At 66.4% G+C, this 11,030-nt stretch carries 10 protein-coding genes and 1 tRNA gene; 1 reads left to right on the top strand and 10 read right to left on the bottom strand.

Translation table 11 applies throughout. From position 1 onward, the window contains the following. Positions 1–77: 77 nt before the first annotated feature. From WG921_RS06945 to WG921_RS06900, 10 genes are all read right to left on the bottom strand, one after another. Positions 78–1,442, bottom strand: coding sequence for an alpha/beta fold hydrolase (locus WG921_RS06945; RefSeq protein ID WP_340108492.1), 1,365 nt, complete (start codon positions 1,440–1,442; stop codon positions 78–80). A 105-nt stretch (positions 1,443–1,547) separates the two neighbouring features. Next, the gene (locus tag WG921_RS06940; RefSeq protein WP_340108491.1) at positions 1,548–3,239 is read right to left on the bottom strand and encodes an ABC transporter ATP-binding protein; all 1,692 of its coding nucleotides are present in this window, start codon (positions 3,237–3,239) and stop codon (positions 1,548–1,550) included. A gap of 13 nt (positions 3,240–3,252) precedes the next feature. Beyond that, complete coding sequence (locus WG921_RS06935; protein WP_340108490.1) at positions 3,253–4,200, bottom strand: ABC transporter permease; 948 nt, start codon at positions 4,198–4,200, stop codon at positions 3,253–3,255. Continuing rightward, entirely contained in the window at positions 4,197–5,168 is a 972-nt protein-coding gene (locus tag WG921_RS06930) for an ABC transporter permease (RefSeq protein ID WP_340108489.1), read from the bottom strand. Before WG921_RS06930 ends, WG921_RS06935 begins: the two co-directional genes overlap by 4 nt. 118 nt (positions 5,169–5,286) lie before the next feature. Then, on the bottom strand, positions 5,287–6,885 hold the full coding sequence (locus tag WG921_RS06925) for an ABC transporter substrate-binding protein (RefSeq protein ID WP_340108488.1): 1,599 nt from the start codon (positions 6,883–6,885) through the stop codon (positions 5,287–5,289). Positions 6,886–6,932: 47 nt separating this feature from the next. Then, positions 6,933–8,105 carry a M20 aminoacylase family protein gene (locus tag WG921_RS06920; RefSeq protein ID WP_340108487.1) on the bottom strand — a complete coding sequence of 391 codons (1,173 nt, stop codon included), beginning with the start codon at positions 8,103–8,105 and terminating at the stop codon, positions 6,933–6,935. Positions 8,106–8,117: 12 nt separating this feature from the next. Beyond that, the gene (argE, locus tag WG921_RS06915) at positions 8,118–9,281 is read right to left on the bottom strand and encodes an acetylornithine deacetylase (RefSeq protein WP_340108486.1); all 1,164 of its coding nucleotides are present in this window, start codon (positions 9,279–9,281) and stop codon (positions 8,118–8,120) included. A 332-nt stretch (positions 9,282–9,613) separates the two neighbouring features. Beyond that, a tRNA-Cys gene (locus WG921_RS06910) sits at positions 9,614–9,687 on the bottom strand. Positions 9,688–9,807: 120 nt separating this feature from the next. Further along, positions 9,808–9,987 (bottom strand): hemin uptake protein HemP, encoded by a 180-nt coding sequence (gene hemP / locus WG921_RS06905; protein ID WP_340108485.1) that lies wholly within the window; start codon positions 9,985–9,987, stop codon positions 9,808–9,810. Then, positions 9,984–10,145, bottom strand: a complete 162-nt coding sequence (locus WG921_RS06900) for a hypothetical protein (RefSeq protein ID WP_340108484.1) — start codon at positions 10,143–10,145, stop codon at positions 9,984–9,986. The genes hemP and WG921_RS06900 overlap by 4 nt, the downstream gene beginning before the upstream one ends. 191 nt (positions 10,146–10,336) lie before the next feature. Between WG921_RS06900 and WG921_RS06895 the strand changes: the two genes are divergently transcribed. Next, the gene (locus WG921_RS06895; protein WP_340108483.1) at positions 10,337–10,813 is read left to right on the top strand and encodes a DUF488 domain-containing protein; all 477 of its coding nucleotides are present in this window, start codon (positions 10,337–10,339) and stop codon (positions 10,811–10,813) included. Positions 10,814–11,030: the final 217 nt, after the last annotated feature.

Here is an 11,030-nt window from a genome sequence, read left to right as displayed (position 1 = left end):
CGATAACGGGGTCAACCTGTTGTATTATATAGATAATCGAAAAATGGCGCGTGCGATAACGCGCGTTTCGAGCCGATTCAGGCGAGGGCGCTGAGGAAGCTGTCGATCTCGCGGAGCGCGATCGGCCAGGCGCTGTCGTAATCCGGCATGAGGTGGTTCCGCGAGTTCAGCGCGACGAAGCGCGCGTCCGGCATGCCCGAGGCCAGCCGCCGCCCCTGTTCGATCGGGTGGGTCCGGTCTCCGGTGGCGTGAAGCACCAGCGCGGGGCAGGCGACCGAGGCCAGACGATCGGCGACGTCGAGACGCCCGACCGCCTCGCGGAAGCGGCCGAATTCCTCCGCCGTGATCGCGTCGCGCATCCTTTCGGCGAAGACGCGCTGATCCTCCATCGTCGCGTCGGGCGAGATCAGACGCGCGAAATGGTCGCGGATCGAGGGGTAGGCGTCATCCCAGCCGGCGCGGCTCATGGCGTCCTGCGCGGCGACGAGGGCGGCGTGGCGCGCATCGGCCCGCACGTAAACGCCCTGCGCGAAGCCGCCGACGCAGATCAGGCCCGAGACGCGCTCCGGATAGCGGGCGGCGAAGGCGGCGGCGATGGTCGCGCCCTGCGAGAGGCCGATCACCGGGGCCCGCGCGACGCCGGCGGCGTCGAACACCGCTTCGAGATCGTCGACGAACCGGTCGAGCGACAATTCGGCGACGCCGCGATCCGAAAGGCCGTTGCCGCGTTGATCGAAGCGGATCAGCCGGCGCCCGTGGGCGAGGGAGGCGAGCCAGCCGCCGAAGAAGCTGTCCCAGTCGCGCGTGAGGTGGGAGATCCAGTTCGGCGCCTTGATCAGGACCGGGCCGGCGCCGATCCCGGTCCAGGCGAGGCGGACGCCGTCCCGCGAGGTCGCGAAGCGGATCTTCTGCGAGGCCTCGAATCCGGCCATGGAGGCGGCGCGGCTCTTGGAGCCGAGATCGATCGAGAGCGCCTCGATCGGGCGCGCGGCGCCCTTGAGGTTGAGCGCGCCCTCGGGGCGGAGCGCGACCTCGAGCGCGCCGCCGGCCATCTCGGCCGCGAACCGGCTGACCAGCCCGCCGCCGGGCGGCGCGGCGGCCTGAAGGCGCGCGGCGATGATGACCGCGTCGCCGAAAATGTCGTCGCCCTCCACGGCGACGTCGCCGACATGCACCCCGGCCCGGAGCCGCGTCGCGCCCTGCCGCGTCGCGGCCAGAATTTGGGCCGCCGCGCGGATCGCGTCGCCCGCCGAGGGGAATTCGACGAGGGCGCCGTCGCCCAGCAGCTTGACGATGCGGCCGTCGCCGCCGCGCACCGCGGGTCTGACGACCGCGCGGAGGACGCGTTGAAGATCGTCCAGCGTTCCGGCGGGATCCGAGGTCATGCGCGCGCCGTAGCCGACGACATCGAGCGAGAGAATCGCGGATATGCGCTGGACCATCGGCCTCTCCGGCGAGGACACATCCAAAGGCGTTGAGCGCGCAGTGTATGACGAGGCCGGCGTTTTAGCCAGCAGACATCCGCGCCGCCGGAGAGACCGCGCGGCCTAGGCGAAGACCTTCGGCATCAATTTCAGCAGATGCCTCGTGTAGTCGACCTGCGGGCGCTCAAAGAGATCCTCGGTCGAGGCGATCTCCTCGATCTTGCCCCGGCGCATCACCGCGATGCGGTCGCACATCTGCCGGATCACCGGCAGATCGTGGCTGATGAACAGCATCGTCAGGCCAAGCTCGGATTGAAGATCCTTCAGCAGGTTCAGCACCTGCGCCTGGATCGACACGTCGAGCGCCGATGTCGGCTCGTCGCAGATCAGAAAGCGCGGCCGCGTCGCCAGCGCCCGCGCGATCGAGATGCGCTGGCGCTGTCCGCCGGAAAACTCGTGCGGATATTTCGAGGCGGCCTTCGCGCCGAGGCCGACATGATCGAGAAGATCGTCGACGATGCGGCGGGTCTCGGCGCGCGAGTCCGAGAGTTTGTGAAAGCGGATCGGCTCGGCGACGATGTCGCGCACCTTCATGCGCGGGTTCACCGACGAATAGGGGTCCTGGAAGATCATCTGCATCTGCCGCCGGTGGCGGTTCAGCTCGCGGCGGCCCGAAATCTTCGCCAGATCGGCGCCGGCGAAGAGGATCTCGCCGCCGGTCGGCGTGTAGATGCCGGTGATGAGCCGCGCGATCGTGGACTTGCCCGAGCCGGATTCCCCGACGAGCCCGAAGGTCTCCCCCTGTTCGACGTCGAACGAGACGCCATCGACCGCGCGGACCTCGTTCCGGCCGCCGCCGAACATCGAGCCGGTGCGGAACACCATCTCGAGGTCGCGAACGGAGAGAAGCGGGCCGTCGATCGCCTCGTCGTTGCGGTGCCGGCCGAGCCAGTGGGTCTTCAGGTCGAGGCGTTTCCGCTCGCCCGCGCTTTCGATATGCTCGACCATCGGGAAGCGGTCGAGCTTGACGTCCGAGCGCGGGACGGCGGAGATCAGGCTCTTGGTGTATTCATGATCCGGGTCGCCGAGGATCTTGCGCATCGGCCCGGTCTCGACCACCTCGCCGCGATACATGACCATGACCCGGTCGGAGATCTCCGCGATCACGCCCATGTCATGGGTGATGATGATCATGCAGGCGCCGGAATCCTTCACCAGAGAGCGCAGGAGCGCGAGAATCTGGGCCTGGATCGACACGTCGAGCGCGGTTGTCGGCTCGTCGGCGATGATCACGTCCGGCTCGGCGCAGAGCGCGAGCGCGATCACCACCCGCTGGCGCATGCCGCCGGAGAACTGATGGGGGTAATTGTCGATGCGGGTCTCAGGGTCCGGAATGCCGACCTGATCCATCAGGGTGAGGGCGCGTTTGCGCGCCTCGGCCGCGGAGATCGGCAGGTGGGTGGTCATCGTCGTGATCAGCTGCTCGGCGATCGAGCGCAGAGGGTCGAGCGACGTGAGCGGATCCTGGAAGATCATCGCGATCTTCTTGCCGCGCAGCTTGCGCATCGATTCCGGGTCGAGCCCGTCGATCCGCTCGCCTTCGAGGGTGATCTCGCCGCCGGCGAGCCGGCCGGGGCTTTCGAGCAGCCCCATCGCGGCGTTGCCGATGGTCGACTTGCCGGCGCCGGATTCGCCGACCACGCCAAGAATTTCACCCGACTTGACGGAAAGGGACACGTTTTTCGCGGCGACGATGTCGCCGTGGCGGGATTCGAAGACGACCCCAAGGCCGTTGATCTCGAGAAGGACACTCATTCCTCGTCGCCCCTCACCGCAATTTCGGATTGAGCGCGTCGCGCAGCCAATCGCCAAGAAGATTGATGGCGAGGACGAGGAGCACGAGCGCGATCCCCGGGAAAATGGTGATCCACCACTCGCCGGAAAACAGATAGTCGTTGCCGATCCGGATCAGCGTGCCGAGCGACGGCTGGGTCGGCGGCACCCCGACGCCGAGGAAGGACAGCGTCGCCTCGGTGATGATCGCGAGCGCGAGCTGAATGGTCGCGATCACCAGCACCGGCCCCATGACGTTGGGCAGGATATGCCGGAAGAGGATGGTTCGGGGCGCGAGGCCGATGACCTGGCCGGCCTGCACGTATTCCTTGGTCTTCTCGATCATGACGGAGGAGCGGACCGTGCGGGCGTATTGCACCCAGAAGGACAGGCTGATCGCCACCACCAGCACATAGACCGCGACCTCGTCATGCACCCCGCGCGGCAGGATGCCCCGAAAGACGCCGTCGATCAGCAGCGCGATCAGGATCGCGGGGAACGAGAGCTGCACGTCCGCGATCCGCATCAGGATCGAATCCGTCAGGCCGCCGGCGTAGCCCGCGATCAGGCCGATGGTGATGCCGATGATCGACGCGAAGATCACGGACAGGAATCCGACGGTGATCGAGATGCGCGAGCCGTAGAGGATCGTGGAGAAGACGTCGCGGCCCTGATTGTCGGTGCCGAGCAGGAAGGACGGGTCCCCCCCGGTCCGCCATGCGGGCGGCAGCAGGGAGTTGAACAGATCGACCTGGGCCAGGTCGAACGGATTATGGGGCGCCACGATGTTGGCGAAGAGGGACGAGAACACGAAGACGATCGTGAACGCCGCCGAGATCATCGCGAGCGGGGAGTGGGTGAAGGAATACCAGAGATCGCTGTCCGCGAAGCGCCGCCGCCATCCGGCCGTCTCCGCTTCGGTCGCCGCCTTGACGTCGCTCATCGGCCTTGCGTCCTCAATCGCGGATCCACGACGACATAAAGGATGTCGACCGTCAGGTTGATGACAACAAAGATAAAGGCGATCAAGAGCAGATAGGCCGCCATGATCGGGATATCGACCTCCAGAATGGCCTGAATGAAGAGAAGCCCCATCCCCGGCCACTGGAAGACGGTCTCCGTGATGATCGCGAAGGCGATGATCGAGCCGACCTGCAGGCCGATGATGGTCATCACCGGCACAAGCGTGTTCTTGAGCGCGATGGTGAAGTTGATCACCCGGGGCTTCAGCCCGCGCGCCTTGGCGAACCTGACGTAATCCGTGCGCAGGACCTCGAGCATCTCGGCCCGCACCAGCCGCACGATCAGCGTCATCTGGAAGATGGCCAGCGTGATCGCCGGCATGATCAGCGATTCAAGGCCGCTTCTGGTCAGGAAACTGGTGGACCACCAGCCGATCTGGACGACGTCGCCGCGCCCGAAGGTCGGCAGCCAGCGCAGGATGACGCCGAAAAGCAGAATGAGAAGGATGCCGATCAGGAAGGTCGGCAGCGAGATGCCGATCAGCGAGAGGGTCATGAACCCGCGCGAGGTCCAGCTCTTGCGGTTGAGCGCGGTGTAGACGCCCATCGGAATGCCGATCAGGAGCGCCATCAGCGCCGAGACCATCGAGAGCTCGAATGTCGCGGGGAAGCGCTCGGCGATCAGCGCCGAGACCGGCTGGCGCAGACGGTAGGACTGGCCGAAATTCCCCTCCAGCGCATCGCCGATGAAGCGCGCGAACTGGACGAAGAACGGGTCGTTCAGCCCGAGGCTCTCACGGAGCAGCTCCCGTTCGGCCAGGGACGTGTCCTGACCGACCATGTTGTTGATCGGATCGCCGACGAAGCGAAACAGGGCGAAGGCGATCAGCGCGACGACGAGCATCACCAGCACCGATTGCGCCATTCGCTTGAGAATGAACCAGGCCATCTATGTCTTTCTCGCTACGCGGGCCGCTCGGCGACCAACGGCCCTCATGGCGTCCCGGCAGGGCGGGCGGGAGCTTTCGTCGCTCGCTCGCCCGCCCGCCGACTCTTCGTTGCGGACGTTACTTTCCGCCGACGACGACCAACCGCAGATCAAGCAGGTTGTCCGCGCGCTGCACGACCTCGACGCCGTCCCTGACTCCCCAGGACAGCGGCTGCTGATGCAGGGGCAGGTAGCCGTAATCGTCCCTGAGGATCTTCATCGCCTCGTCGATCATCTGCTGACGCTTGGCCTGATCGGTCTCAGATTCGATCTTGTTCGTCAACTCGTCGAACTTCGGATTGGAGTAATGCCCGTAATTGAACTGCCCGGTGTTGGCGTCCGCGTCGAAGGACTGCACCAGGTTGAACATGGCGTTATGGGCGTCGATCGTTCCGGGAGTCCAGCCGAGCATGTAGAAGGACGTGTCGTTGCCGCTCTGCGGCGAGACCTTCGCGAAGTATTTCGACTTCGGCTGGGCGTTGAGATCGACCTTGATGCCGACCCGGGCGAGGAAGCCGACGACCGCCTGACAGATGATCGCGTCATTGACGTAGCGGTTGTTCGGGCAATCCATGCCGAGCTCGAACCCGTCCGGATAGCCGGCCTCGGCCAGAAGCGTTTTCGACATCTCCGGATTGTATTCGTACGGAGTGTTGAGCGCCTCGTTGAAGCCGTTGACCTGCGGCCCGATCAGCAGCCCGGTCGGGGTCGCGGCGCCGCGCATGATCTTCGCGTTGATGGCGTCGAGGTCGATCGCGTGCGCCATCGCCTGACGAACCTTCCTGTCCTTGAGCGGGTTCACGCCCTTGACGTCGGAATAGAGCAGCTCATCGCGGAACTGATCCATGCCGAGGAAGATCGTGCGCACCTCCGGGCCGGAGACGACTTTCACCCCGGCCGCGTTGTCGAGGCGCGACCAGTCCTGAACCGGGATCGGGTAGGCGAGGTCGAGATCGCCGGAGATCAGCGCGGCGGTGCGGGTCGCGTCCTGGCCGATCGGCGTGAAGGTCACGTCGGTGACGTTGGTCGGCATGTCCTTGTCCCAGTAGCCGTCGAAGCGCTTCAGCGTCGACTTCACGTCGGCCTGGCGCTCGATCAGCTCGAACGGGCCGGTGCCGTTGGCGTGCTGGGCGGCGAAGGTCGCGGTCGAGTCGCCGGCCTTCGGGCTCGTCGCCTCGGTCGAGCCGTTCTCTTCGGACCAGCCCTTGTCCATGATGTAGAGAAAGACCAGCTCGCGCGGCAGGATCGGGTTCGGCGTCGGCGTGATCAGGTCGATCGTGTACGGGTCGATCACGTTGATCTGCGCGATCTTGGAGCCGTAGCCCTTCATGTCGGAGCCGGGCGTGAGGGACCGCTTCCACGAGAAGATGACATCCTCGGCGTCGAAATCCTGTCCGCCCTGGAATTTCACGCCCTTGCGCAGATTGAAGCGCCAGGTGGTGTCGTCGGTCTGCTCCCAGGATTCGGCGAGCGCCGGCCTCAGCTGCAGATCGCCGTCATAGCTGGACAGCGCCTCGTAGATGTTGCCGAGAAAGCCCAGCGTGAAGGTCTCGTTGAGCCCCATCGGGTCAAGCGACTGCACATCGCCCTGAAAGGCGAAGTGGAACTGTTCGGCCATGGCCGAGGTGGGCGCGCCGAGCGCAAGAGCGGCGGCGCTTGCTAACAGGATCTTTTTCATCGTCGGTCTCCGTTGTTTCAGAGTGGCGTGTGGACAGTTCAGCGAAATCACCGGGCGAGGGGCATGGCCGTCTCGACCAGCTTCGCCCAGTAGGAGCAGCCGAGCGGGATCAGCTCGTCATTGAAGTCGTATTTCGGATGATGCAGCGGCGCGGTGTCTCCCTGGCCGGCGAAGATGAAGGCGCCCGGTCTGGCCTCCAGCATGAAGGCGAAATCCTCGCCGCCCATGATCTGCGGCGTATCCCGGACGACCTGATCCTCGCCGACGATCCCGGCGGCGACGGAGGCCGCGAACGCGGTCTGCTCGTCGTGGTTGACGACGACCGGGCAATGGCGCCGATAGTCGGTCTCGGCGGTGGCTCCGAAGGCTTTCGCGGTCATCTCCGCGACCTCGCCGATGCGTTTCTCCATCAGGTCGCGGATCTCGGGCTTGAGCGTGCGGACCGTGCCGCCGAGCGTCGCGGTCTCGGGGATGACGTTGAACGCCTTGCCGGCGTTGAGCGTGGTGACGGAGAGGATCGCCGATTCGATCGGATCGACATTGCGGGCGACGATGGTCTGCAGGGTCAGCAGGATCTGCGCGGCGACCAGCGTGGCGTCGACCGCGTGGTGCGGTTTCGCGGCGTGGCCGCCATAGCCGGTGACGGTGATCGAGAATTCGTCGGTCGCCGCCATGACCGGGCCGGACCTGATCTCGAACGTGCCGAGCGCCATGCCCGGCATGTTGTGCATCCCGTAGACCTCCTGAACGCCGAAGCGCTCCATCATCCCGTCGTCGACCATCTCCTTCGCGCCCGCGCCGCCTTCTTCGGCCGGCTGAAAGATCAGCGCGACCGCGCCGTCGAAATTGCGCGTCTCCGCGAGGTATTTGGCCGCGCCGAGAAGCATCGCGGTGTGGCCGTCATGCCCGCAGGCGTGCATGGCGTCGGGGGTCTTGGAGGCGTGGGGCGCGCCGGTGGCCTCGTGGATCGGCAGCGCGTCCATGTCGGCCCGAAGGCCGATGACGCGGCCCGAGCCGGTCTCACGGCCCTTGATGACGCCGACGACGCCGGTGCGCCCGATGCCGGTCACCACCTCGTCGACGCCGAATTCCTTCAGCTTCTCCGCCACGACCGCGGCGGTGCGGTGCACCTCGTAGAGAATCTCGGGGTTTTCATGGATGTCGCGCCGCCATGCGGCGACCTCGTCGGAAAACTCGGCGAAGCGGTTGATGATCGGCATTCCGGTCCTCCCTTACGACCTGAGTTCGGCGATCAGGCGGCGCTGAAACGCCTCGCCCGCGCGCAACTGGTCGATTTCGATGAATTCGTCGGCGATGTGGCCCTGCTCCATGTCGCCCGGTCCGCAGACGACGGTGGAGAAGCCCGCGTCCTGAAACTGGCCGGCCTCGGTGCCGAAGGCCACCACGTCGCGCGCCGCGCCGCCGCCGCCGCCCGCCGAAAGCCGCCGGGCCAGCGCCTCGGCGGCGCCGTTCTCCTCGCGGGCGCATGGCGGCACATTGGCCTTGATCTCGATCTCGACGCCGCACGCGGGGTCGACCATCCGCATCTCCGCGGCGAGGCGCTCGGCCTCGCGCCGGAAGGCGGCGACATGGGCCTCCGGGTCGTCGCCCGGAAGCGCGCGGATATCGGAGGTCAGCGTCGCCTCGCCGGCGGTGATGTTGAGCGCCTCGCCGCCGACGATGATCCCGGAATGAAGCGAGGTGTAGGGCGGGTCGAAACGGGCGTCGGTCGGCCCGGTCTCCGCCAGCCCGCGCATGCGCTCGTCGAGCCAGACGGCGAGGCGCGCCGCATAGGCGACGGCCGAGACGCCGTGGTTGACCACGCTCGAATGCACCGCCTTGCCGCGCACGCGCGTCGTCAGCGCGACGACGCCCTTGTGCGAGGTGACGACCTCCATGCCGGTCGGCTCGCCGACGATGACGGCGGCGGGCTTCGGCGCGGAGGCGGCGATGTGGCGGATCATGAGCGGGGCGCCGAGGCAGCCGACCTCCTCATCGAAGGAGAACGCCAGATGGATCGGGCGCTTGAGCTCCGCTTCGACCATCTCCGGGACCAGCGCGAGGGCGATGGCGATGAAGCTCTTCATGTCCGTCGCGCCGCGCCCGTAGAGGCGCCCGCCCTCGGCGCGGAGCGCGAATGGATCGGAGGACCAGGCCTGCCCGTCGGTCGGAACCACGTCGGTGTGGCCGGAGAGCACGACGCCGCCCGGCGCCTGCGGCCCGATGGTCGCGAAAAGATTGCTCTTCGGCTGAGTCTCGCTCCTGATCCGGATCGGCGCGACGCCGGCGTCCTTGAGACGCGCCTCGACAAACTCGATCAACGGCAGGTTGGTGTCGCGCGACACGGTCGGAAAACCGACAAGACGCTCCAGTATGTCTTCGGTGGAAGAGTTCAAAGGAGAGGCCCGCTCGGGCGCCTGAAGGCAAAATAAATCCGCATAGGTCCTCACGCTCGTGGTTCAATGGGCCTTCGTTGGCCGAATCGCCCCGTCGCGTCGATGAGATACTTACGAACGGCCAAAATCAAGCGCCTTGGACATCGGCGCGAATTGGTCCGCACGACATGGTTTTAAGTATTATGACCGGTTCGTGATCGCTCACGATCTGTTGATAGGCGCCTTGAAGGCGCGCGGCGTCGATGTCGATGGAGCGGGGGGCCGCCCGCCAAGCGGCGGCGCCGACGGGCGGCTCACGCGCGGAACGCGCGCCCGCCTCAATCCGGTATGGATGGAGGCGACGGCCGGAATCGAACCGGCGTACACGGATTTGCAATCCGCTGCGTAACCACTCCGCCACGTCGCCAAATCGCCTTTGCGCGGCGGGAGATAACCCGATCCGGCGCGGAGCGCAATATGGGCCGGTAGACACTCGGTAGACACTTTCCCCGTTCGTTCAGTGTTCGCCCCGGGCGGCGCCGCGCGCCTATTTGGTCAGCAGAAGCTTGCCCTGCCGGGTGATGCGGAGGGTGTAGACCTTCCCGTCGAGCACCAGCGCCGCGGTGCCGGCCTCGCCCGTCAGCGCGCGGGCGTCATAGGCGGGCTCGGTCGGGGCGCCGGGGGCGTCGTCGCTGCGGCCCGTCTTCGTGAGCGCGGCGTCGATCATGAGCGGTCCTCCCGGGTGAACAGCCGGTCCAGCAGCCATTCGACGCTCAGACCGTCCGTCGCGGCGCCGCCGGCGCTGGCGGCGGTCAGCGCGCCCAGCGGCTCGATCGCCGTCACCCTGTCGTCGGAGAGGGGCTCGGTGTGGGGGTCGTCGGGCATGGAGGCTCCTGTCGCTCTCGTGGATCTGAACGTCGGCTCGCCCGGGCGGGGCAGGGCGGCGTGACGCCGAAAGCCGCCGCTGATCCCGCGCCCGGTTAATCCTGACTGTTTTGCTTTTTATCCTTACCTGACTGATTCAGTCAAATATAAACGCCGCCGCCGGAACGCGCGGCCGCGCGGCCGGATTCGCCATGCGCTTCATCGCTTTGCGGGCGAGGGCGCGCCAGCGGGATGAATCCGGTTTCCCCGCGGGCGGGTTCGGGTGCAGACTGCGCCTGATCGAGGTGCATGCGGGAGTCGGACTCATGGCGGATATCCGGGTGAAGCGCGCATATCGCGCGGCGCGCGTCTCAGATGGCGCGCGCGTTCTGGTGGATCGTCTCTGGCCGCGCGGCCTCGCCAAGGATCGCGTGCGGCTCGCCGCCTGGCGGAAAGACCTCGCGCCAAGCTCCGAGCTCCGGAAATGGTTCGGCCATGACCCCGAGAAATGGGAGGAGTTCAAGGTCCGCTATTTCAAGGAGCTGGACGAGAACCCGGATGCGGTGGACGAACTCGTCGCCGGGATCGGAGACAGGCCGACGACGCTGATCTTCGGGGCGAAGGACGAGGAGCGCAACAATGCGGTGGCGCTGAAACTCTACCTGAAGGAGCGCCGGGGGATCTCCTGAGCGGGGCGCCGCGGCTCCCGTGACATCCTGTCTTTTCAGGGACTCGCGGGCGGAGCCGCGGCCATGATCCTGATCCGGGTTCAGGGCCCGGGCGGATCCTCTCCCGGTTGACTGCGGGAGGTTTCTTTTGCATAGCGCGATGGCTGTCCGGCTCGTTTGTGGGCTGGCTCGAGAGGGGTGGAAGAGGGGCCGATGCTCAACCATGGCGCGTATTTGA

Source organism: Paludibacillus litoralis (assembly GCF_037646705.1).
Lineage (GTDB): Bacteria > Pseudomonadota > Alphaproteobacteria > Rhodobacterales > Rhodobacteraceae > Pikeienuella > Pikeienuella litoralis.
Note: the sequence above shows the minus strand (reverse complement) of the source record. Positions and strands in the feature narration are given on the sequence as shown.

Coding starts and splice junctions, on each gene's coding strand:
- WG921_RS06945 (WP_340108492.1), bottom strand. CDS start 1,442: ATGGTCCAGCGCATATCCGCGATTCTCTCGCTCGATGTCGTCGGCTAC.
- WG921_RS06940 (WP_340108491.1), bottom strand. CDS start 3,239: ATGAGTGTCCTTCTCGAGATCAACGGCCTTGGGGTCGTCTTCGAATCC.
- WG921_RS06935 (WP_340108490.1), bottom strand. CDS start 4,200: ATGAGCGACGTCAAGGCGGCGACCGAAGCGGAGACGGCCGGATGGCGG.
- WG921_RS06930 (WP_340108489.1), bottom strand. CDS start 5,168: ATGGCCTGGTTCATTCTCAAGCGAATGGCGCAATCGGTGCTGGTGATG.
- WG921_RS06925 (WP_340108488.1), bottom strand. CDS start 6,885: ATGAAAAAGATCCTGTTAGCAAGCGCCGCCGCTCTTGCGCTCGGCGCG.
- WG921_RS06920 (WP_340108487.1), bottom strand. CDS start 8,105: ATGCCGATCATCAACCGCTTCGCCGAGTTTTCCGACGAGGTCGCCGCA.
- hemP (WP_340108485.1), bottom strand. CDS start 9,987: ATGATCGACGCCGCGCTCACGAAGACGGGCCGCAGCGACGACGCCCCC.
- WG921_RS06900 (WP_340108484.1), bottom strand. CDS start 10,145: ATGCCCGACGACCCCCACACCGAGCCCCTCTCCGACGACAGGGTGACG.
- WG921_RS06895 (WP_340108483.1), top strand. CDS start 10,337: ATGCGCTTCATCGCTTTGCGGGCGAGGGCGCGCCAGCGGGATGAATCC.